Genomic DNA, 23,462 nt, shown 5'->3' with positions numbered 1-23,462 from the left:
CCCCGACCCCACGGCGAGCAACGGCAGCGCTGACGACACCAACTGCCGGGCTGAAGACCACCTCGAGGAGGACCGACGGCAACCAGGAACACAGTCGGAAACCCCCGAGGAAGAGCAGGCACGAGAACCGTCGAAGCTGCGGTGGAAGGTGCCCGGGTTGCTGCTGTCCACCGGCCAGTTGTTGTCACACGCTGACGTGGACCGGTTGGCACGCACCTCCACGCTGATGCGCCTGGTGATGGACGCCGACGGCCAGGTCCTCGACATGGGCCGCGCCGTCCGCCTGGCCACCAAAATCCAACGCCGAGCAGTCTTCGCCCGATACTCCACCTGCTGGATCGACGGCTGCCCGCTTCCCGCCACCATGTGTCAGATCGACCACGCCGACAACTGGATCGACGGCGGGCTGACCAACCTGCGCCTCCTCGGACCCGCCTGCCAATTCCACAACCGCGATCGCTACCGCCACCCCCATCGTTACCAACGCCGACGCGAAGGCAAGGACCGCTGGGCCTTCACCTACACCCCCCGACCCCAAAACCACCCACCACAACCACCCACGACGACCCCACAGACAGCGACCACTGCGACCACAGCAAACGACACCCCACCGGACCGGCCGCCATGAAGCGGGATCAGAGCATCTGACCCCAGCGCGAACTCCGCGTGAGTCTGGAGCGAGCCCCACGTAAGGCGCGCTGGGAACGAGGGCGGAGTCGCCGCGGGTCACGACCAGGCACCGAGCGGCGCCATGGCCGTGACCCGCGAAACATCACCACGATCCGGGAACGCCCCGGGGTGGGCGGCTACATCTGCTGCAGCCCACCGAGGCGGAGGAGGAGCGACTTGACGTCGGTAGCGGCATACGACTGGCGGTCGAGGGTCTCGCTGCTGAGCAGGACGGGGCCGTCCAGCGGGTCGGCGGGCAGGCGGCCATGACTGCCCTTCACCATGGAGGGGTCGAGCGGGATGACCGGCATCGTGTAGCGGAATCCCAGCTCCTTGCGGGCCAGGGCGAGCGCGGCCTTGGCCTTCACCAGAGGGTCGGCCGGATTCATGAACAGCTCGGCCGGGTCGTAGCCGGGCTTGCGGTGAATCTCAACGGACCGCGCGAAGTCCGGAGCGAGGTCGTCGTCGAGCCAGTAGTAATACGTGAACCACGAGTCCGGCGCGGCGACCGCGACCAACTCTCCGGCCCGGGCGTGGTCGAGCCCGTGTGCCGCCTTCCCCTCCGCATCGAGGACCTGATCCACGCCCGGCAGCGAGCCGATCAGCGACCTGACCCGGGGGACGTCCGCGGGATCCCGCACGTATACATGGGCGAGCTGATGGTCGGCCACGGCGAACGCCCGCGAGACCCACGGGTCGAGATACTCCATGCCGGCCTGCCGGTAGACCGACAACAACCCTTCGGATCGCAGCACCCGGTTGACGTCGACGGGCCGGGACACGTCCGTGATTCCGTATTCGGAAAGGACGACCGTGACGGCGCCGGCCGCCGCGGCATCGTCGAGCAGCGGACCGAGGACCCTGTCGACCTCCCGGGCGGCGGCCACCGCCTCGGGCCCCGACGAGCCGTACCGTTGCAGGTCGTAGTCGAGGTGCGGCACATAGACCAGCGTGAGATCGGGCCGCTCCCGCGCGAGCATGAGCCGGGCCGCGTCCACGATCCACTGGCTGGAGGTGATCCCCGCCGTCGGCCCCCAGTAGGAGAACAGCGGGAAGCGCCCGAGTTCCCTGGTCAGGTCGTTCCGCAGCGACGGCGGGGTCGTGTAGCAGTCAGGGGACTTGCGTCCGTCGGCGTGATAGATCGGCCGCGGCGTCACGGTGAACTCGGTGGCGGCGCCCATGGCGTACCACCAGCAGATGTTGGCGACGCGGTAGCCGGGTTTGACCTTCCTGGCGTCGTCCCAGATCTTCGGGCCTTCGACGAGCGCGTTGTGCTGCCGCCAGAGCAGGACCTCCCCGACGTCGCGGAAATACCAGCCGTTGCCGACGATCCCGTGGTCACGCGGCATCGCACCGGTGAGCAGGGTCGACTGGACCGAGCACGTCACCGCCGGCAAGACCGTCCGCAGCTCCGCCGGCGCACCGAGCTTGGCCACGTTGGGCATGTGCTCAAGCAGCCGAGGCGTCAGCCCGACCACGTCGACGACGACCAGGGGTCTCATCGGGTCTCCTCCTTCAGTCCGAGGTCGATGAGGCGATCGCGAGCCCAGGCGAGCTCCTGGGCGATCCCCTCGGCGAGGTCGCCGCCGGTCCGGGGACGGCGGTCCTCCGGAAGCGCCTGCCACGTGTAGGTCTCCACCTCGACGTGGTGCGTGAGGGCGGCCGGGCCGCCGAGCAGGGCCCGCAGGGTCCCGTCCAGCACGTCCTGCGTCGAGCGGAGAGGCGCCGCGGCTGCGGCGTGCAGGGGCACGTGGAAGTGCACCCGCCATGGCGAGGCACCGGCCAGGTCTCCGGACAGCGCCTCCCCGAGGTCGTCGGCCCCCGGCCACTGGTCCCGCTCCCGCGTCTGGTGGATGAACCGCGGCTCGTCGAAGGCCGACAACGCCTCCCGTACGGCGGGGTCGGCGGGGTCGTCGGCCTGCAGGGCGCACGACGCCTGGAGCTTCACCACCGGAAGGCCCGCAGCGTTCAGCCGCGCGAGCGCCTCGCCGGGCTCCTCGAACTGCACGGCCAGATGACAGGCGTCCAGGCAGACGCCCAGGAGGGAGGGGTCGAGTCCGGAGAGATGTTCGGCCGCCTGCGCGGTGGTCTCGACGACGCAACCGGGCTCGGGTTCGAAGCCCACGCGTATGGTCCGTCCGGTCGAGGCCGCGATGACGGCGAGTCCCTCGGCGAGTTGGTCGACCCGCCGTCTCGCGGCCTCGGCCTGGTCCGGCGTCCACGGGCTGCGCCAGGCGAGGGGCAGGCTGGAGACGGTCCCCGACGTGACGTCGTCGGGGAGCAGCGCCGCCAGCAGTCTGGCCACGTCGAGCGTGTAGTGGAGGCGCTCGGGTGAGGTCCAGTCCGGACGGTAGACCCGCAGCTTGGACGAGCTCTCGTCGTGGAAGCTCCGGTACGGGAACGCGTTGAGCGTGACGACCTCCAGCCCGTGGCCGGCGAGGGCGTCGCGGAGCCGTACGACCTGTGCGGGGTCGGCGACCAGCGCGTCGGCGACGGGGCGCGACAACCACAGGCCGACGCCGAGCCGTGCGACGCCGAGCCGCTCGCGAACGGGTGCCGCGTAGTCGCGCAACTGCGCGAGCACGCCGTCGAGGTCCTCTGCCGGATGAACATTGGTGCAGTACGCCAGGTGGACGGTCGAGCCGTCCTGATGCCGGAATCTCACGTTGTCGTTCCTTCACTCCGACGAGCGGACAAAGACGGGCGGACAGAGACGGGCGGACAAGAGGCAAGCGGACAAGAGACAGGCGGACAAGGGACAGGGTGCTGCTCACGGCAGGTGCTGCTCACGGCCGGTCAGCGCCGGCCATGGGCAGACTCCGGGAAATACCGGGAAACAGAGAAACGGGGAAATAGAAAACGGGGCAATGGTGAAACGGGGCAATGGTGAAACGGGGAAAGGACCGGGGCGGCCCGCGGAAACGGGCCGCCCCTGCCTTTCGTCAGCCTCCGGCCGGCCCGTTCAGCCGCGTGATGATCGCGTCGGCGTCGCGGGTCAGGACGTCCTTGACGTCGGCCACTGTCACGACCTTCGGGTCGGCGACGAGGGTCTTGAAGTTCTTCAGCTCCTTGATCGTCTTGTTGTCGTTGCCATTCGCCTCGGCCTTGCGGGCCTTGTCGAGCTGGTCCTGGAGTGTCTTGGCGTTCTTCTGGTTGAGCCAGCCCGTCGCCGCGAAGCGGTCGATCAGGTTGGCGATGTCACGCGTGGAGGTGGTGATGCCGAACGAGACGGACTGCACCGTCTTGTTGCCGGCGTTGTCCGTCGCGGTGACCTTCAACTCGTGCGTGCCGAGCGGGAACTCGAACAGCGACCGCAGCAGCCCGGACTGGAACGGCTCGCCGTCCAGCCGGCCCGCCAGGGTCTTGACCCCGGAGGTGCTGTCCACGGCCTGCCAGGTGATGCGCACGTCCTGGCTGTCGCCGTAGATCTGCCCGGCGGCGATGCCGGAGACGAGGACCGTCGGCTTGGTGCCGTCGATCTTCAGCGTGGCGGCCTTCTCGGTCTCCACGTTTCCGGCCTTGTCCTTGGCCCGGTAGGCCACGGTGTGGGTGCCGTCGCCGGTCACGTTCACCGGCTCGGTGTACGGCTTCCACGCTCCGCCGTCCAGGGCGTACTCGATCCCCGCCACACCGGAGGTCGCGTCGGTCGCCGACAGGGTGACCGGCACGGTGGCTCCGTGCCAGCCGTCGTCGTTGGCCGGCGCGAACTGCGCCGTCGTCAGGGGTGCGGTGGCGTCCTTCTTCACCGTGATGGAACCGTCGGCGGTGTTGCCCTCCTTGTCCGTCGCCCGGTACGCCACGGTGTGCGTGCCGTCCGCCGAGATGCCCACGGGGTCGGTGTAGGCCGCGAACGGCCCGCCGTCCACGCTGACCTCGGTCTTGTCGACACCCGACTCCTCATCGGCCGCGGTCACCGCGACCGCGACGCTGGACACGAACCATCCGTCGGCCCCGTCGGGAGCCGCCGGGACGGTCGCGGCCGAGACCGTGGGCGGGGTGGTGTCCGGCTGCTCGCCCCACGAGGCGCGGAAGTAGTCGAACTTCGCCGTCTTCGTCGCCGCCTGGTTGACGCCGAAGGCGAACACGCCGACCTTGGCCCCGTTCACGGCGGCGTTCGTCACCGGGGTCGGCGAGCCGACCTCGGTCCACGTGGCGCCGTCGGCCGAGTAGTAGCCGTGGTAGGTGTTGCCCTGCTTGGCCAGGCGCAGCCACCAGACGCCCTGGGTGAGGTTGGAAACCCCGGGCTGCGGGTCCTGCACGGCGTCGCCGACCTCGCTGCGCAGCTCGAGCCTGCGGGTGACCGCGGAGCCCGCCGTGTTGTCCACGACGTAGTCGAGCTTGACGTAGTTGGCGTCGTCGCCGTACGCGATGAGACCGCCCTGCTGGTACTGCTCATTGAACGCGCTGCCGTCGACCTTCGTCTCGACGGTCCAGTCCCCGGCAGGCGGGGTCTGCAGGATGAAGTTCTTCGGACCGGAGTTGTCCGTGCCGTAGATGTCACCCTTGCCGGTGTCGATCTCCAGGTTGCCGCCGGTCACCCGCACCGCGGTGGGGTCAGGACGGACGACGGTGCTCCACCGGCACTGGTCGAGCGAGGTGCCGTCGAACACGTCGTTCGGGTCGGCGGGGCCGGTGGCGGTGTCGTCAGGCAGGATCTGGAACCAGTCGAACGCCGCGTCGATCACCGTGCGGTTGCCCGTGCTGGCGAACGAGGTCATGCCGATGCGCGGGTTGTTGATCCCGGCGATCAGCTTGTCCGTCTGCGGCATCTGGGTCCACGTCTCGCCGTCGGCGGAGTACGCCGCCGCGAGGCGGGTGCCGTCACTCGACAACCGCAGGTACACGGTGTCGGGGAACGACGCTCCCAGGCTGGCGGAGTTGGACTGGGCCACCTCGTTGGGCTGGCCGTTCTCCTCCCTGATGTACTGGATGATGCGCCCGGCCGCGCCACTCGTGCCACGGCCCTGGATCACCAGCTTGGCGTAGTTGTCGTCGTCTCCGTACAGGAGCAGACCGGCCTGCTGGTACTCGGTGCGGGCCGCGATCGTCACCTTGGTGGTGGCCTGCCATGCGCCGTTCGGAGCGGGCTGGACCACGATGTTCGTGACGGGCGTCGTGTTGCCTCCGCTGTAGATCTCGGTCGCGGAGGTCGGGATGTGCAGGCTGCCGCCGGAGACGGTCAGGTCCTGGTTCTCCCTGATGACGGTCCACTTGTTGTGGTCGAGCGTGGTGCCGTCGAAACCGTCCGACTTGCCGGTGAGGCAGGTCGTGCTCGGGCTGTCGACGACGACCTGGACGTGCTCGGTCCTCGCGGCGCCCTTCGTGTCGGTGACCGTCACCTGGGCGTCGTAGGTTCCCGGCGCCTGGTAGGTGTAGGACGCGTCCTGCGTGGTGGGCTGCGGAGCCCCGGCGACGCCGAAGTTCCACTTGTAGGTCAGCGGAGTGTTGCCGTCCGGGTCGTTGCCCTCACTGTGGAAGGCGACCTGGAGAGGTGCGACTCCCCGCGTCGGCGTCGCCGTCGCGGTGACCGTGGGCCGCTGGTTGTCGGTGACGCCCTGGCCCTCGAAGTCGACCCAGTTGACGTTCAGCAGTGAGTCGTTGTTGCCGCCGGCGGGCTTGCGGACCACGAAGAACAGCGGCCCGCTCGTCGTCGGCGGAGAGGTTATGTCGACCGGGAAGTTCTGGTACGTCTGCCAGCCTCCCGTGTTCGGCACGGTCGCCTTGCCCACGAGGGGCCCGTCGGCCGTACCGGCGTGGATCTCGATCACGCCGCCCGTCGAAGCGGACGCGGCGCGGAAGGTGATCCGCCCGATGCCCGCCAGGTTGGCCGGGGTGACGGACCAGTAGTCGCCGTCCTCGATGAAGCCGATGTCCTCGAAACCGCCCTGCGGGTCGGACGCCGTCTCGACCTTGACGCCGGGGTCGCCGGTGCCGGTGCCGTCGGGGACGCGGCCGGTGGTCGAGTAGAACTCGGCCTGCTTGCGCTTGGGCTGCAGGATGACCTGGGCCCTGCCGGTCAGCGACTTGGAACCGCCGGCTCCGCCCTTGTCGGTGTAGCTGGCCTCCAACACGTAGAAGACGTTGTCGCCTTCCGTGTGCCCGGACGACAGCGTGGTCTGAACGGTGCCGGTGCAACCGGTGTACTGGTCCAGCGGGTGGCCGTGGGTGTCGTGCCCGAGCACCGCCTGGATCTGCACGTCGTCGCAGTCGACCGTCCCGTCCTCGGGGTCGGTGACGGTGACGTCGAACTTCACCTGGTCGCCGAACTCGAAGAAGCCGCCGTTCGGCGGAAGGTTGATCGTCACCGTGGGCGTGGTGTTGCCGACCGTGATCGGCACGCTCGCGGCGGCGGTCTTGCCGTCCTCGTCGGTCACCGTGAGGGTGGCGCTGAAGTCGCCGGTGCCCTGGTAGGTGTGGGTCGGCGAGGCCTCGGTCGAGTCGACGCTGCCGTTCCCGTCGAAGTCCCACGCGTACGTGATCGGCGAGCCGTCGGGGTCGCGTGAGCCCTCGCTGGAGAACTTCACCGTCAGGGGCGCGGGACCGGAGGTCTTGTCGGCGGCCGCCTTGGCGACGGGCGCCCGGTTCCCCTTGACATAGTCGATGCGGTAGACGCCCGAGTCGGTGTTGTCGCCACCGAATCCGGAGCCCCACTCGATCAGGTAGAGCGCGCCGTCAGGCCCGAACTTCATGTCCATCGGCTTCTTGAAGCCCATGGTCCCGAAGATCTGGTTGATGTCGACGAGCTTGCTGCCGTCCTCGTTGAGCTGGAACGAGTAGAGCTTGTCCTGGTTCCACTCCGCGAAGATCGCCTTGCCGTCCCAGTAGGCCGGCCACTTGCGGTCGGAGACCAGGTCGGGGTCGAAGCGGTAGGCGGGGCCCGCCATCGGCGCGCCACCGCCGCCCAACTCGGGGAAGGCGGGGTCGGCCGCGTAGTGGTAGTAGACCATCGCCGGGATGGCCTTGGGCAGGTCGGTGAGACCCGTGTTGTTGGGCGAGTCGTTCTTCGGCGCCGCGCAGTTGAACGCCGAACCGGACTGACCCGTCGCGAAGTTGTAGTCGATGTAGGGCTTGTTGTTGCCCACGCAGTACGGCCAGCCGTAGAAGCCGGGCTGGTTGAGGATGTCCCACTCCACCGTGTTCTCGGGGCCACGGGTGGCGCTGGCGTTTCCGGCGTCAGGACCGTAGTTGGCCACGAGGAGCTTGTGGGTCTTGGGGTCGATCCCGATCCTGAACGGGTTGCGGAAGCCCATGCCGTAGATCTCGGGGCGGGTCTTCGCGGTGCCCGGCGGGAACAGGTTGCCGTCGGGGATCGTGTAGGTCCCGTCGGGCTCGGGGTGGATGCGCAGCACCTTGCCGCGCAGGTCGTTGGTGTTGGCCGCGGTGCCCTGGGCGTCCCAGGCCGACCGGCCCGACTGCTCGTCGATCGGGGCGTAGCCGTCGGAGGCGAACGGGTTGGTGTTGTCGCCGTTGGCCAGCCACAGGTCGCCGGTGGCCTTGTCGAACACCATGCCGCCACCGTGGTGGCAACATTCGGCCCGCTGGACGGGGATCTCCAGCAGGACCTTCTCGCTGGCCATGTCGATGGTCCTGTCGGCGTTCACGGTGAAGCGCGACAGCCGGTCGACGACCTTGGCCGTGGGCGAGTAGTAGAGGTACATCCAGTGGTTGTCGCCGAAGTCGGGGTCGAGGGCCATGCCGAGCAGGCCGCTCTCGTTGGCGGTGAACACGTTGAGACGTCCGGTGCTCACGAGGCCGCCGTCCGGCTTGACGGACTTGATGTCGCCCAGACGGTCGATGTAGAAGACGGTGCCGTCGGGGGCCACGTCCAGCATCATCGGGTTGGACGTGTTGTCGTCGAGCGTGACCTTCTCGAAGCTGCCGTCCAGGCTCGCCGAGCAGTCGGCGTCGACCACGCCGGCCGCCGTCTGGATGCCCCCGAGCAGCAGGTTCAGGAAGCTCGGGTCGGTGTAGCTCTCCTCGGTGTGCCCGAGCCCGGTGTACCAGGAACGGCCGCCGTCATAGTCCTGGCACCACGTGTTGGGGTGGTCGGCCCCCATCGTGCTGCCCGTGTACGACGAGGCGTCGAGGGAGGTCAGGACGTGGACCGTGCCACGCGGGTCGGTCTGGTAGTCGTACCACTCGTCCGTGCGGGACCACGTGGTGGGCAGCCCCTTGGTGGACGGGTGGGCCGGGTCCTCGATCTTGACCGTGGCCTGCTGCGGAGCCGGGTGCTGCTTGAAGTAGGCGCCGACGAGCTTGCCGTACCACGGCCAGTCGTACTCGGTGTCGGCCGCCGCGTGAACGCCGGCGTAGCCGCCTCCGCCCTCGATGTACCGCTCGAAGGCGGCCTGCTGGGTGGCGTCGAGCACGTCGCCCGTGGTGGAGAGGAAGATGACGACCTGGTAGTTGGCCAGGTTGGCGTCGGTGAAGGCGCCGGCGTCCTCTGTCGCGTCGACGGTGAAGTTGTGGTCCTGTCCCAGCTGTTTGATCGCGGCGATCCCGTTCGGGATCGACGAGTGCCGGAAGCCTGCGGTCTTGGAGAAGACCAATGCTTTGAAGGGCGGGTCCGCGGCGGCCGCCGCGACGCCTGGGGACACGATTCCGATGGATAAGGCGAGAAGGGCGGCAGCCACGAAGGCCAGCGCCTTTCTCATGGTCGGTGCGAACTTCCTGCGGGTCATCGCCCACCTTTCCCAAGGACGTGCTGTGGATCTCTTGCGCTCCCCGCCTCGCGGCGGAGACCCCCGAGTGCCTTTCCTCACGCGGGCGAACCGCGTAAGACCGTGTTGCCGGCGTAGTCGCCGCCGGCTGCGACCGCTGCCGCGGTGATGGTGGCTTCAGTGGCCTGCGCGGCGACGCCCGACAGGTCGAGGCGGCCGCTCTGCCCGTAGAACGCGACGGGGTTGGCCCAGAGCACGGTGTCGACGTCCGCCTCGGAGAACCCGGCGGCGAGCATCGCGTCGCCGACGGCCCGGGTCTTCAGCGGGTCGCTGCGGCCCCAGTCGGCCGCGGAGTTCACCAGGACCCGGTCGAGTCCGTGGTCCTTGAGGATCGTGACCATCCGGTCGACGTCCATCTTGGTGTCGGGGTAGACGGAGAAGCCCATCCAGCAGCCGCTGTCGGCGACCATGCCGACCGTCATCTCGTTGAGGTGGTCGATGAGCACCCGCTCGGGCGGCAGGCCGGACTCGCGGACGACGTCGATGGTCCGCCGGGTTCCTGCGGCCTTGTCCCGGTGCGGGGTGTGGACGAGCACCGGCAGGCCCTGCTCGGCGGCCAGCGCGAGCTGGCGGGTCAGCGCCTCGTCCTCGGCCGGCGAGATCTCGTCGTAGCCCACCTCGCCGACCGCGACCACGCGGTCCTTGGCGAGATAGCGCGGCAGGAGGTCCAGGACGCCCCGGAGACGCGGGTCGTTGGCCTCCTTCGGGTTCAGCGCGATCGTGCAGTGGTGGACGATCCCGAACTGGGCGGCGCGGTACGGCTCCCAGCCGAGGAGGCCGTCGAAGTAGTCCGCGAAGCTGGCGGGGGACGTGCGCGGCTGCCCCAGCCAGAAGGCCGGCTCCACGACGGCGCGCACCCCCGCCGCGTACATGCGCTCGTAGTCGTCGGTGGTCCGCGAGGTCATGTGGATGTGGGGGTCGAAGATGCGCATCAGCGTTCCTCCCCGATGAGGGCGTGGATCCTGGTCAGGAAAGTCGGGTGGCGTTCCAGCACCGGCCACACGTCCGGCGGCACCTCGCGTCCCGCGAGCAGCCGCTCCTCGGCGAAGTCGGCCATCATCCTGGCCATCTCCCCGTCCGCGCGGCTGTCGAGCCCGGCCACCGCGGCGAGCGGCACGCCGATGAACACGCACTTCAGCACCGCCTGCCGGTAGGCGTGATCGGAGAGGTGACCGGCGGCGTACGGGCCCATCGCCGCCTGGACGAGCCGGGCATCGTTGGTCCGCAGCGCGTCACGCACGAGCGGCACCCCCGAGTCGCCGAGCCCGGAGTCATGCTCGAGGGCGGGCAGCGATCTGAGCACGGCGAGCCGCTCGGCCGCGTCGCCGTGGGCGTAGAGCTCGAACAGGGTCTCCCCCAGGTGAGCGCCCGTCTGGGGCAGGGCGAGCAGCAGCCGCGCCCGCGCGGCCTCGTCGACGGTCCAGGCGGGATCGCCGGGAACGGGCTCCCGGCCGCAGGCCCGGCCGGCCGCGGGGAACAGCGCGGCCAGCGCGCCGGCGTCCGCGCGGATCCGCTCCACCGCGGTCTCCAGCCAGCGTGCGCCATCGTCGGTCAGGGGAATCTCGGGCACGTTCGAGGTCGTCATCCGTCCTCCCTCGGGGGTTCGAACAGGGGAGTCTCGTGTGGGCCGCGGGCGTCGCGGAGGAAGCGCAACGAGCGCTCGGCGATCGCCGGCCCGGCGTGGCTGTACCGCGGCAGTTCGACGCTGACGAGGCCTCGGTAGCCCACCTCGTCCAGCGCCGCCAGGACCGGCGGGAAGTCGATCTCCCCCTCGCCGAACTCCAGGTGTTCGTGCACGCCGCGGCACATGTCCTCGATCTGCACGTTCACCAGGTACGGCCCGGCGCGCCGCACGCTGTCGGGCACGGGATCGGGCTCCAGGCACCGGCAGTGGCCGATGTCCAGCGTCAGGCCGAGCCGGTCGGGCGTGCCGGCGAGCCCGTGCAGCCGCTCGAACCCCGCGACGTCCTCGACGAGCATCCCCGGCTCCGGCTCGAAGCCGAGCGTGACGTCGCGGGTCACCGCCTCGTCGAGCACGGCCGTGACGCCCGCGACGAGGTTGTCCCAGGCCTGCTCCACCCCGATCTCGGGCGGGCGGATCCCGCTCCAGAACGAGACGGCCTCGGCACCGAGGTCGGCTCCGATCCGTACGGCGCGGCGGAGCAGGTCGACGCGGCGCTCCGCCTGTTCCGCGGGGTGGAGCAGCGTCGGGTGGTGCTTGCGGAACGGGTCGAGCACATAGCGCCCGCCCGTCTCGATGACCACGGCGAGGCCGAGCTCCCCGAGCCGTTTGGCGACGTGGTCGACCTGGCGGACGATGTCGGGCGCGTAGGGGTCGAGGTGCCCCGCGTCCAGGGTGAGCGCGACGCCGTCGTACCCGAGCTCGGCGAGCACGGCGAGGGCCTCGTCGAGGCGATGGTTGGTGAGGCCGTTGGTCCCGTAGCCGAATCTCACGTCGGGGACACCTTTCTCGACAGCCTCCTCGCGAGGGGATGAGCCGCCGCGAGAGCGGCCGCAACGACGAGCCGGCCGCGCCCGGCGGTGAGCGCGGCCTGCAGCGGCAGCAGCCCGAGGATGCTCTGGCCGACGGCGGCCCGGGTCCGCGCCGCGTCGGGTCGCCTGGCCGCGGCGAGCTGCGCCCGGCCCACCAGCCCGGCGTAGGCGGCCGTCAGGCCGAACCCGGCTGCCCTGCGCGCGACGGCGCCCGCGTTCGTGCGGGAATCCGAAGCACTTGTGTGCGTCGCCGACCGGTGGACGTGGACGGCGGCAAGCCCGGTGGCCAGGGCGGTGGCGGCCAGCGCCGTCGCCGAGCGGGCCGCCGATCCGCCGTTGACCTCGCCCCGGCTCAGGGCCGTGACCCCGTAGGTGTGCGCCGCGACGGCGCCCGCGGTGAGCACGGCCGCGCCGGTGTCCTCCCCGGCTCGGGCCGTACCACCGAGGAGCACGTCGAGGCCGCGCGCCGCGGCCATCGCGAGCGGTCCGGCGGCGGTGTCCTTGAGCGCGAGGTCGTAGGCCCAGACGACGGCGGCGAGCCCGGTGGCGACCCCGAGTGACCGGCGCCCGCCCGCGCCCGCCGCGAGCGCGAGGCCCGCGCCCGTGAGCCCGGCCGCGAGGCCGAGCGCCTGCCCCGGCCGGACGCGTCCGGAGGGGATGGGCCGCTCGGGTCGCTCCTCGGCGTCGAGGTCGCGGTCGGCGTAGTCGTTCAGCGCCATCCCGGCCCAGTAGAGGCAGACCGACGACAACGCCAGGCCCGGGTTCACCGCTCCGCCCGCGGTCGTGTCACCGGGCACGGTGAGGGCCGCGGGGGCACGGACGAGCTCGGCCAGCGTGGCGAGGCCGGGCATGGCGACGCCGGGGGCGACGCCGGGGGTCGTGCGAGAAGCCGGGTTCACGCCAGGTTCCCGGCCCAGGCGCGCAGCAGGTCGTACTGCACCTGAAGGCGGTGCTCGTCCGTCGCCAGTGGGTCCTTGAAGAAGAAGCCGAGCTCCTCGACGGCGCCCGCCAGGCCGCGCTCGTGCGCGCGGGTGATCAGGCGGGCGAGGTCGAGCACCAGCGGGGCGGCGAGCGCCGAGTCGCAGCCCTGCCAGGTGAACTGCATCGACATGCGCACCCCGAGGAAACCCTCGAACGTGATGTGGTCCCAGGCGGTCTTCCAGTCGCCGAGATGCGCCACGTGGTCGATGTGGGTCTGCCCCTCGACGGCGTGGCCGAGGATCGAGGGCAGCGCGCGCTCCTTGGAGATCTTCTTGCTCTCGCCCGCGGCCGGGTCGGCCAGGGTCGCGCCGTCTCCCCCGCCCAGCAGGTTCGTCCCCGACCAGGAGCGGACGGCCAGGGCGCGGGCCGCGAACATGGGGGCGAGAGCCGTCTTGAGCAGGGTCTCCCCCGTCTTGGCGTCCCTTCCTGCGTACGGAACGGCGCGGGCGTTGGCCAGCTCGTCGAGCGCGGGCAGCCAGGCCCCGGTGGACGGCGTGAAGTCGATGTACGCGCAGCCTGCGCTGAGCGCGGCGTACGCGTAGAGGGAGCTCGGCGGCAGGACGGCGGCGTCGGGGGTCTCGAGCGCCGCGGTCAGCGCCTCCAGGCTCTGATGGGCCGGGTCGGGGGCGACGGGCGGCTCGGTCGAGGCCACGTGGATCACGACCACGCGCGTGAGGCCGAGCCGGTCGCGGAAGTCGGTGATGTCGTCGATCAGCGCCTGCGCGAGGGCGGCCTGGGTCTGTCCTTCACGGGGAACGGGGCCCGCGATGCCGGGCCTGATCTCCGCGTCGGCGGCCTCCAGTTCGTGGCGGACGAGGTCGGCCAGCGGCGACGGGATGACGCCCGCCCTGGTCAGTTCCTCGGCCCTTTTCGGCAGCGGCGTGCTGGAGATGTCGTGCCCGCCGAAGACGAACGCGTCAAGCGGCGGCAGTCCCGCCTCCGCGAAGTCCGTACCCGCCGTCACGCAGCCGACGGGCGCCGCGAGCCCGGCGCGCAACGCCGCCGCTCCCGCGACGACCGTGGTGGCCACGGATCCTCTCGCACCTACGAGCCAGACACCGATCTTCATCGGTCACTCCCTTTTCCCTGAGCCGGTCGCCGACGATCCCGGCCGTTTTTCCTGGAGCCGCCCGGGCGTGCGAGCGGCCCTTGTCGCGAGTCGGGGAGGGCGCCCGCCGCGACGCCTCAGGCGGGCGTCGCGCGCGGGCACCACTCCGGGTGGGTCCTGAATCGGGTGGTTATCGGGGTGGTTGTCGGGGGGTGGTCATCGGGTGACGGTCATCGGGTGATGGTGAAGGTGTCGATGTCGAACAGGGAGCCGGACCCACCGGTGAAGGTGAGGAACAGCGTCCCGGTCGCGGTGCCGGTCAGGTTGACGGTGACGGTCCGGAACGTGTCCCAGCTGCCGGTGTTGGTGACCGCCACGGAGCCCAGCACGGTGCCCGTCTGCGAACCCGAGCGGATCGTGATCGTCCCGCCCGCGCCCGCCGAGGAGTACTTCACCGCGAAGGTCTTCGCGTTCTGCGTGTTCACCTGCGAGTAGCCCGCCCAGTCACCGTTGTCGATGTAACCGAGCGTGGTGCCGCCGCTCGCGCCGCCGTGACCCGCCGGTTGCACGCCCGACTGCGAGGTGTACGCCTCGCCCTCGGTCGTGGTGCTCGTGGGAGGCGTCGTGGTGGTCCGGGAGATGGTGAGGGTGTCGATGTCGAACAGGGAGCCCGAGCCGCCGGAGAAGGTGAGGAACAGCGGCCCGGTCACGTTGCCGGTGAGGTTGGCGGTGACCGTCTGGAAGGTGTCCCAGCTACCGGTGTTGGGCACCGTCACCGTCCCGAGCACGGTGCCGGTCTGCGAGCCGGAGCGGACCGTGATCGTCCCGCCCGCGCCCGCCGAGGAGACCTTCGCGGAGAAGGTCGTCGCGTTCTGCGTGTTCACCTGCGAGTAGCCGGCCCAGTCACCGTTGTCGATGTAACCGAGCGTCGTGCCGCCGCTCGCGCCGGCGTGACCCGCGGGCTGCACGCCCGACTGCGAGGTGTACGCCTCACCCTCGACCGTGGTCGTGTCGCCCGTGGGCGGCGGGGTGGTGGGCGGGTCGCAGTTGGCCTGCACCATGCCCGCCGCGTACCGGATGCCGCCGAGCAGGAGGTTGCGGTAGCTCGGGTCGGCGTACGACTCGATGGTGTGCCCGAGGCCCGTGTAGAACGAGCGGCCTGACCCCTGCGGGTGGCACCACGTGATGGGGTGGTCCCCGCTCATCTCCCCGCCCGAGTAGCTGGTCTCGTCCAGGCTCTGCAGCACGTGGACCGAGGAGCGCGGGTTGGTGCGGTAGTTGTACCACTCGTCGGTCCGCGTCCACGTCGCGGCGAGACCGGCCGTGGCGGGGTGCGTGCGGTCCTCGTTCTTGACGACCGCCTGCTGGATCGCCGGGTGGCTCTTGAACCAGGCTCCGACCAGCTGGCCGTAGTACGGCCAGTCGTACTCGGTGTCGGCCGCCGCGTGGACGCCGACGTAGCCGCCTCCGCCGTTGATGTAGTTGGTGAAGGCGGTCTGCTGGGTGGCGTTGAGGACGTCGCCCGTGGTGCTGAGGAAGACGACCGCCTTGAACTGCGCCAGGTTCGTGGCGGTGAAGGCGCCCGCGTCCTCGGTCGCGGTGACGGTGAAGTTGTTGGCCGTGCCGAGGTCGCGGATCGTCTGGATGCCGGTGGGGATGGAGTCGTGCCGGAACCCGGCCGTCTTGCTGAAGACCAGGACCTGGTAGGCGGGGTCGGCCGCCTGGGCCGGGGTGGGCGCGAACTGGGATGCGATCAGTGTGGCGGCGACCAGCGCCAGACCACGCCGCATTACGGTGCGCATGGCTGTCCTTTCTGTACGGCTCGCCGGCGCGCGGGGGACGTGACAGGGCACGTCGCCCCGCGCGCGGCAGCCTTCGCGGGTCGCCTGGCTAACGGGTGATGGTGAAGGTGTCGACGTCGAACAGGGAGCCGGACCCACCGGTGAAGGTGAGGAACAGTGAGCCGGTCGCCGAGCCGGTCAGCGTGGTGGAGACGGTCTGGAAGGTGTCCCAGCTGCCGGTGTTGGGGACCGCCACCGAGCCGAGCACGGTGCCGGTCTGCGAACCCGAGCGGATCGTGATCGTTCCGCCCGCGCCCGCCGAGGAGATCTTGGCCGCGAAGGTCTTCGCGCCCTGGGTGTTCACCGACGAGTAGCCCGCCCAGTCACCGTTGTCGATGTAGCCCAGCGTCGTACCGCCGCTGGCACCGGAATGGCCTGCGGTCTGCACGCCCGACTGCGAGGTGAAGGCTTCGCCCTCGGTCGTGGTCGAGGTGCCGCTGCTGCTGGTGTTGAAGGTGAAGGCGTCGAGGTCGAACAGGTTGCCCTGCCCGGTCGCGCCCTTGAACACCAGGTACAGCGTCTGGGTGCCGCTCGGCACGTTGGAGAGCGCGACGTTCACGTTGACGAAGGTGTCCCAGCTTCCGGTGTTCGCCACGGCCGCGGAGCCGAGGAGCGTGCCGGTCGCCGAGCCCGTGCGCACCTCGATGGTGCCGCCGGCGCCGCCGGACGACGCCCGGGCGGTCATGCTGGTGGCCCCGGTCAGGGCGTACGGCGTGAAGGAGATCCAGTCGCCGTTGTCGGTGAAGCCGACCGTCTTGGCGCCTTCGGCGCCGGCGTGGTCGGCCAGCTGGATGCCCTGCATCGCGCCGTAGTGCTCGGCCTGGCGGTGCTTGGGCTGGAGGGTGCGGGCGCTGACCGAGGTCAGGCCGCCCTTGTCGGTGTAGGAGGCCTCGAAGACGCCGAAGATGTTCGCGGCCGCGTCGTGCTCACCGTCGGTCGGGGTCGTCAGCGTTCCTGAGCATCCGGTCTTCGACGTGATCTGGTGACGGTGGTTGTCGTGGCCCAGGAAGTAGGTCACGGTCACCTTGCTGCAGTCGATCGTGCCGTCTTCCGGGTCGGAGACGGTGACCGTGTACGGCACCGTGTCGCCGAAGGCGAACAGCGCGCCGTTGGCCGGCGTCGTCAGGTTCACGGTCGGCGCGGTGTTGCCCACGCTCACGACGAGGCTCGCCGTGCCGGTCAGGCCCTGCGGGTCCCGGACCGTCAGCGTCGGCGTGTAGGTGCCGTTCGCCGTGTAGGTCTTGGTGGGGTTGGCCGCGGTCGAGGTGGTGCCGTCGCCGAAGCTCCACGAGTACGTGAGCGCGCCGCCCTCGGGGTCGGAGCTGCCGGCCGAGGAGAAGTTCACGGTCAGCGGGTTGGCGCCCGAGGTCTTGTCCGCGGCCGCCTTGGCGATCGGGTTGCGGTTGGCGCCGCCGATGTACTCGATGCGCCACAGTGCCTGGTTGTTGCTGCCCGTGCCGTAGTCGAGGACGTACAGCGCGCCGTCCGGACCGAACGCCTGGTCCATGACCTGCGTTCCGCGCCAGGGGAAGGCGCCGATGTCACCGGGGGTGCCGTCGGACTTGACCTCGATGGCCTTGATCCACTGGCGGCCGTACTCTCCGGCGAAGAACCGGCCGTCGAGCGACTGCGGGAACTTCACGGCGGAGTTGAGCGAGGCGTTGTACCGGTAGACCGGTCCGCCCATGGGCGACTCTGAGCCGCTGCCGAAGTCCGACGGGGAGCCGGCCTCGCCGCCGTACCTGATCCAGGCGGGCTTGGCCGCGGGGAGCGTGGTCAGGCCGGTGTTGCGGAACGAGTTGTTCGTCGGGCCGCCGGCGCAGTTGTACTTGGCCTGCGAGGGGCCGCTCGGGAACGTGAACTCGTTGTAGGTCTCGGCCGTGGTGTTCGTGCCGGTGCAGTACGGCCAGCCGTAGTTGCCCGCCGAGGTGATCCGGTTGAACTCGACCTGGCCGCCCGGGCCGCGGTTCGCGTCGGCGCCGCCGGCGTCGGGGCCGTAGTCGCCGAGGTAGACGATGCCCGTGGCCTTGTCGACCGACATGCGGAACGGGTTGCGGAAGCCCATGCCGTAGATCTCGGGGCGGGTCTTCGCCGTTCCGGGCGCGAAGAGGTTGCCGGACGGGATGGTGTAGGTCCCGTCGGCCTCCGGGTGGATCCGCAGCAGCTTGCCGCGCAGGTCGTTGGTGTTGGCAGAGGAACGCTGCGCGTCGAACTGCGGGTTGCGGTCGGTCCGCTCGTCGATGGGCGAGTACGCGTTCGACTCGAACGGGTTGGTGTCGTCACCCGTGGTGAGGTACAGGTTCCCCTGGGCGTCGAAGTCGATGTCGCCGCCGACGTGGCAGCACTGCCCGCGGTCGTTGGGGACCACGAGCACGACCTTCTCGCTCGACAGGTTGAGCGTGTTGTCGGAGTTGAGGGTGAACCGCGACAGGTGCAGCTCGCCCTTCCACTGGTCGAACTGCGACTGGGTCCCGCTGGTGGGCGCGTCACCGTCCGGCGTGCTCAGCCGGGGCGAGTAGTACAGGTAGATGTACCGGTTGGTGGCGAAGTTCGGGTCCGCGGCCACACCCTGAAGGCCCTCTTCGTCATGGGTGTAGACGTTCAGTTTGCCGGCCACCTTGGTGTTGCCCGCCGCGTCGGTGACGCGGACCGTGCCGTCACGGGCGGTGTGGACCACCGACCGGTCGGGGAGCACCGCGAGGGACATCGCCTCGCCGAGCTCGGAGCCGCCGACGGCCAGCTGGACCTGCTGGTAGTCGGAGGCGGGGATGACGGAGGCCTGGGCCGCCGGAGCCGTCGCGACACTGGCCGCCATAACCAGTGACAACGCCGACAAGATTGGGACCCACGGCCGAAGACGTGGAGACATGAGAGTCCTTTCCTGACCTAGGGGGGCTCAGTCAGGCAAGGCGCGCGCCGCCGCGCTTGTTGCCGGTTGTGCGGGTGGTGCTCATGCCGTTCGAAAAGCCGGAGGTGCCGACTCCAGCCTGGTGGAAAAAACCTCCTTAGAATTTGCAGGTCATATTCTTTGACCTGCAATGTCGGGTGCGATCGGTGCCGAGCCGATCGCGGTCGGATCATCCATGATGTGGTCGACCACCATGCTCGCGGCGCCCCTGGAGGCGGCGCCGAAACCCAGATTCGATGCCATGAATCGGCACCGTGCCGCCGGCCCGGCGATCACGAGCTGCTCGAGCTCCGCCTGGGCCGCCGGGATGAGCCGCTCGGCGAGCCGCGCGAAGTAGCCGCCGATCACGATGACGCGCGGGTTGAAGAGGTTGACCAGGATCGAGCCGCCGAGCCCGAGCCACCTGCCGACCTCCGCCACCGCGCCCACCATGCGTTCGTCGCCTTCGGCGAGACCCCGCGCGATCTCCCTCACCCGCTCCTCGGGATCGGGGGTCGGCACGGCGCCCTGCCCCGCGTCCAGGCCGTACGCCTGGTCGGGTGTGGCCGAGCGGACCAGGGCGGCGAACCCGACCTTGGTCTCCCAGCAGCCGACCCGGCCGCAACCGCAGCGGTCGCCTCCGGGGTCGACGGGCAGGTGGCCGACCTCGCCGGAGAAGCCGTCGGCGCCGCGCAGCAGGCGTCCGCCGACGATGATGCCGCCGCCCACGCCGACCTCGCCCGTGAGCGAGACCATGTCCGCCGTGCCGGCCGCGACGCCGGACGTGTATTCGGCGAGCGCGGCGAGGTTCGCGTCGTTGTCCACGGTCACCGGCACCTGCAGGCCGCCGAGCTCCTCGCGGAGGCGGTCGGCGAGGGGCAGGCCGTGCCAGCCGAGGTTGGGCGCCAGCGCGACCACGCCCCGGCCGCTGTCCACCAGGCCGGGCACTCCGACCACGATGCCGCCGGGCGGCGCCCCGGCCCGCTTCATGTCGCCGATGACCCGCCGGGTGACCCGGCCGAGCTCCGCGAGTGAGCGGTCGGGCCCCTGGCCCATGGCGTCGAAGCTGATCCTGCGCTCCACCAGGACCCGGCCGCTCAGGTCGGTGCCGTGGACCGCGATGTAGTCGACGTTGATCTCCATCCCGAGCGCGCCGACGTGCGAGCCGTCGAGGGCGACCGCGCGCCGGGGGCGGCCGATGGCTCCGGCGCGCTCGGTCCCGACCTCGCGGACCAGCCCGCGCTCGAGCAGTTCGGCCATCAGGTTGGAGACGGTGGCCCGGTGCAGGCCGGTCGAGTCGGCGATGTCCGCCCGGGAGCAGGACCCCTCCTCGCGCAGGTGGCGCAGCACGAGCGCGAGGTTGGCGCGCCGCAGGGAGGCGTGACCCAGCGGCTGGGCGAGGCCGTTCGCCGAGCGCGTGGGGGGTTGCCTCTGGGTCAACGCCGGACCGCCTTTGTATGTATCGAAGATTAATTAACGCGTTTATAACACGGGCATCACAGGCGTGCACCACGGCGGAAGGTAACGAATCCGCATCACGCGACTCGCCGTTCCGCGTTACCCAAGAGTTACGGAAGGCGAAGCGTTTCGACGCTTGCACGACCTTCAAAACCGCGCTTTTAATTCGACGAGCCATGCAAATTAATTCCGTCCGGCCACGCAACAAGTGGTCTGGTTCGGCATGCAATTTTCGCAAGGAGGTCTGCGTGCGGCGTGAGGGCACCTGGAACGGAGGCCCGGGCACCCCTCGGCGGGGCCCGGCCGATCAGGCGACCGTGCGCCGTTCCAACCTGGCCCTCGTGCTCAGGCACCTGAGAGAGCACGGCGCTCGATCCAGGTCGGCCGTCGCCGCGGAGACGGGGCTGAACAAGACCACGGTGACCAGCCTCGCGAGCGAGTTGCTGGCACGCGGCCTCATCAAGGAGACCGGCCCGCAGCACGCAGGGGCGGTCGGCCGTCCCGGGCTCGCGCTCGCCCTCGACGGCTCGGGGGTCGGCGCCCTCGGCCTGGAGGTGAACGTCGACTACATCGCGGCGTTCGCGACCGACCTCGCCGGCCGGGTGCTGCTCGACTGGCGGATCAGCTTCAACGCGATGAACAGCACTCCGGAACGTTCCCTCGACGAACTGGCCGGGGCGATCAGGCAGGCGGTCGACGAGCTCGCCCTGCTCGGGGTGCGGGTCGCCGGCATCACCGTCGCCGTTCCCGGGCTCATCGACACGACGACGGGCACGGTCGACGTCGCACCCAACCTCGGGTGGTACGGCGTGCCCGTCGCGAAGGTGCTCGAACGCGCCGGCGTGTCACGGGAGGTGCCGGTCACCGTGGACAACGACGCCAACCTCGCCGCGCTCGCCGAGTTCACGAGCGGCGTCGCGGCCGGCACACCCGACCTGGTCTATCTCACCGGAGAGGTGGGCATCGGCGGCGGCATCATCGCCGGCGGACGGCTGCTCGGCGGGGCGGACGGGTTCGCCGGGGAGGTGGGCCACGTGCCCGTCGACCCCTCGGGTGACCGGTGCGGCTGCGGGCGCATCGGCTGCTGGGAGACCAAGGTCGGGCTCGCCGTCCTGGTCCGGATGGTCACGCCCGACAACGCGTACGGCACGCACGACGCGATGGTCCGCGACCCGGAGGAACGCCTGGCCGAGATCGAGGCGCGGCAGGCGGCGGGCGATCCGCGGGTCACCGCGGCCGTCGCCGAGGTCGGCCGGTGGCTGGGCCGCGGCGCGGCCACGCTGGTCAACCTCTTCAACCCCCGCGTGATCGTCCTCGGCGGCTACTTCGCCCGGCTCGCCGACCAGCTCATCCCCGTGGCGCAGGCCGAACTCGAACGGTGGGGGGTGGCCGGGTCGATCGCCCGCTGCTCCTTCGTGGCGTCCGACTTCGGCTTCTGCGCCGCCTCACGCGGTGCGGCGGGAATCGTCGTCGAGCGCGTCCTGTCCGACCCCACCACCGTCGACATCCGCGCCAGCGCGATGCCCGGCCCCCAGATGAGCAAGGAAGGGAGCGCTGACCCGGTGTCCCACCGTGCGAAGCCTCGCTGACCCCCAGTCCCCCGTCCTCCCGGCCGGGCCGAACCCGGTGACGGAGCCGTTCCCGCCGACCTCGGCTCCGTCACCGGTGGTGCCGCATCGAGCCCGGCCGGGCGGACGGGCCCCGACCCCCCTCACAACAGCCAGACAGGATCCAGGAGGCAACCCATGCCGGAGTCATCCCCCGACACGGCGCCGCTTCTCCTCATGCGCGGGATCGTCAAGCAGTTCCCCGGCGTCCGCGCGCTCGACGGCGTCGACCTCGACGTGCGCGCCGGTGAGGTGCACTGCCTTCTCGGGCAGAACGGCGCGGGCAAGTCCACACTGATCAAGATCCTCGCCGGCGCGCACCAGCCGGACGAGGGCTCCATCACCCTGGCCGGCGAAGAGGTGCGGCTGCCGACCCCGATCGCGGCCATCCGGCTCGGCGTCTCGACCATCTACCAGGAGCTCGACCTGGTCGACGGGCTCAGCGTCACGGAGAACATCTACCTGGGTCACGAGCTGTCCCGGTTCGGCTTCACCCGCACGGCACAGGCGTCGAAGGCGGTCCGCGACCTCCTGGCCCGGCTGGGCCACCCGGAGATCCGGCCGACGACCGAGGTGGGGGCGTTGTCCCCGGCGGCCAAGCAGGTCGTGAGCATGGCGCGGGCACTCTCGCACGAGACTCGGTTGATCATCATGGACGAGCCGTCCGCGGCGCTCGCGCAGGACGAGGTGACCAACCTCTTCCGCATCATCCGCGAGCTGACCGCGCAGGGCGTGGCCGTCGTCTACATCTCCCACCGGCTGGAGGAGATCCGCGAGATCGGCGACCGGGTGACCGTGCTCAAGGACGGCCGGACGGTCGCGGTCGGCCTGCCCGCGAAGGAGACCTCGACCTCCACGATCGTCTCGCTGATGACCGGCAGGAACGTCGAGTACGTGTTCCCGCCCCGGCGCGAGCCCGGCAGCCACGACGGCCGCCCCGAGGTGCTGCGGGTCGAGGGCCTGTCCGTCCCCGGCCGCGTGCGGAACGTCTCCTTCTCCGTGCGCGCCGGCGAGATCGTCGGCCTGGCCGGGCTGGTCGGCTCGGGCCGGTCCGAGATCATCGAGGCGGTGTACGGCGCCCGCCGCGCCACCGGCCAGGTCATCCTCGACGGGAAGCCGATGCGCTCCGGCAGCCCGACCCGTGCCGTACGGCTCGGCATGGGGCTCGCTCCGGAGGAGCGCAAGGCCCAGGCCCTGCTTCTGGAGCAGAGCGTCGCCCGCAACATCACGCTCGGCGCGCTCAGCAGGTATTCGCGGTTCGGCTGGCTGGACCGCGGCCGCGAGATGGCCGACGCGCGCAAGCACGCGGAGGCCCTCGGCATCCGGCCGCCGGACCCCCGGCGGCCCGTCAGGACGCTGTCGGGCGGAAACCAGCAGAAGGCCGTGCTCGCGCGGTGGCTGGTGGACGGCCGCAAGCTGCTCCTGCTCGACGAGCCCACCCGCGGCGTCGACGTGGGCGCCCGCGCGGAGCTCTACGCGGTGATCAGGCGGCTGGCCGACGAGGGGGTCGGCGTGCTGCTGGTCTCCAGCGAGGTGCCCGAGGTGCTCGGGCTGGCCGACCGCGTCCTGGTGATCAAGGAAGGCTCGATCATCCACGAGTCCGGCGCCGAGGAGCTGGACGAACACGCAGTCCTCGACATGATCATGGAAGGGAGCCTCGCATGAGCGAGCCCCGTATACCTTCGGTCGCCGAGCCGCCGCCCGCACACGCCCCCGGCGGCCCCCTCAACGGGAACGACGGGCTGCTCGCCCGTCTGT

General features: G+C 70.5%; 14 protein-coding genes. 3 read left to right on the top strand and 11 right to left on the bottom strand.

The genetic code is table 11. From position 1 onward, the window contains the following. Positions 1–628 (top strand): HNH endonuclease signature motif containing protein (locus tag Pka01_RS39965; protein ID WP_203888231.1); only part of this gene is annotated, 628 nt, incomplete at its 5' end. Positions 629–806: 178 nt separating this feature from the next. On the opposite strand, the gene Pka01_RS39960 is transcribed toward Pka01_RS39965, so the two are convergent. From Pka01_RS39960 to Pka01_RS39910, 11 genes are all read right to left on the bottom strand, one after another. Then, positions 807–2,171 (bottom strand): alkaline phosphatase family protein, encoded by a 1,365-nt coding sequence (locus tag Pka01_RS39960; protein ID WP_203888230.1) that lies wholly within the window; start codon positions 2,169–2,171, stop codon positions 807–809. Beyond that, complete coding sequence (eboE, locus tag Pka01_RS39955) at positions 2,168–3,334, bottom strand: metabolite traffic protein EboE (RefSeq protein ID WP_203888229.1); 1,167 nt, start codon at positions 3,332–3,334, stop codon at positions 2,168–2,170. The genes Pka01_RS39960 and eboE overlap by 4 nt, the downstream gene beginning before the upstream one ends. A gap of 277 nt (positions 3,335–3,611) precedes the next feature. Further along, positions 3,612–9,350: a ThuA domain-containing protein gene (locus tag Pka01_RS39950; RefSeq protein WP_203888228.1), complete on the bottom strand. Its 5,739-nt coding sequence runs from the start codon at positions 9,348–9,350 to the stop codon at positions 3,612–3,614. Between the two features lie 77 nt (positions 9,351–9,427). Then, a complete protein-coding gene (locus Pka01_RS39945; RefSeq protein WP_203888227.1) occupies positions 9,428–10,321 on the bottom strand; it encodes a TatD family hydrolase in 894 nt (297 codons plus the stop codon). Further along, entirely contained in the window at positions 10,321–10,974 is a 654-nt protein-coding gene (locus Pka01_RS39940) for an EboA domain-containing protein (RefSeq protein ID WP_203888226.1), read from the bottom strand. Before Pka01_RS39940 ends, Pka01_RS39945 begins: the two co-directional genes overlap by 1 nt. Next, entirely contained in the window at positions 10,971–11,843 is an 873-nt protein-coding gene (locus Pka01_RS39935) for a sugar phosphate isomerase/epimerase family protein (RefSeq protein WP_203888225.1), read from the bottom strand. The genes Pka01_RS39940 and Pka01_RS39935 overlap by 4 nt, the downstream gene beginning before the upstream one ends. Further along, positions 11,840–12,733, bottom strand: coding sequence for an SCO3242 family prenyltransferase (locus tag Pka01_RS39930; RefSeq protein ID WP_203888232.1), 894 nt, complete (start codon positions 12,731–12,733; stop codon positions 11,840–11,842). The genes Pka01_RS39935 and Pka01_RS39930 overlap by 4 nt, the downstream gene beginning before the upstream one ends. Before the next feature lie 44 nt (positions 12,734–12,777). Further along, positions 12,778–13,932 carry an inositol-3-phosphate synthase gene (locus tag Pka01_RS39925; RefSeq protein WP_203888224.1) on the bottom strand — a complete coding sequence of 385 codons (1,155 nt, stop codon included), beginning with the start codon at positions 13,930–13,932 and terminating at the stop codon, positions 12,778–12,780. A gap of 209 nt (positions 13,933–14,141) precedes the next feature. Further along, the gene (locus Pka01_RS39920) at positions 14,142–15,713 is read right to left on the bottom strand and encodes a ThuA domain-containing protein (protein WP_203888223.1); all 1,572 of its coding nucleotides are present in this window, start codon (positions 15,711–15,713) and stop codon (positions 14,142–14,144) included. A gap of 88 nt (positions 15,714–15,801) precedes the next feature. After that, complete coding sequence (locus tag Pka01_RS39915) at positions 15,802–18,579, bottom strand: carbohydrate-binding protein (RefSeq protein ID WP_239116284.1); 2,778 nt, start codon at positions 18,577–18,579, stop codon at positions 15,802–15,804. A gap of 192 nt (positions 18,580–18,771) precedes the next feature. Beyond that, positions 18,772–20,079: an ROK family transcriptional regulator gene (locus tag Pka01_RS39910; RefSeq protein WP_203888221.1), complete on the bottom strand. Its 1,308-nt coding sequence runs from the start codon at positions 20,077–20,079 to the stop codon at positions 18,772–18,774. A gap of 266 nt (positions 20,080–20,345) precedes the next feature. Between Pka01_RS39910 and Pka01_RS39905 the strand changes: the two genes are divergently transcribed. Together Pka01_RS39905 and Pka01_RS39900 are read left to right on the top strand one after the other, a co-directional pair. Continuing rightward, entirely contained in the window at positions 20,346–21,686 is a 1,341-nt protein-coding gene (locus Pka01_RS39905; RefSeq protein WP_239116283.1) for an ROK family transcriptional regulator, read from the top strand. 156 nt (positions 21,687–21,842) lie between these two features. Continuing rightward, a complete protein-coding gene (locus tag Pka01_RS39900) occupies positions 21,843–23,369 on the top strand; it encodes a sugar ABC transporter ATP-binding protein (RefSeq protein WP_203888219.1) in 1,527 nt (508 codons plus the stop codon). Positions 23,370–23,462: the final 93 nt, after the last annotated feature.

The sequence above is a fragment of the Planotetraspora kaengkrachanensis genome, from assembly GCF_016862895.1.
Taxonomy (GTDB): Bacteria; Actinomycetota; Actinomycetes; order Streptosporangiales; family Streptosporangiaceae; genus Planotetraspora; species Planotetraspora kaengkrachanensis.
The sequence above is the reverse complement of the archived record's forward strand: the minus strand, read 5'-3'. Positions and strand labels throughout refer to the sequence as shown.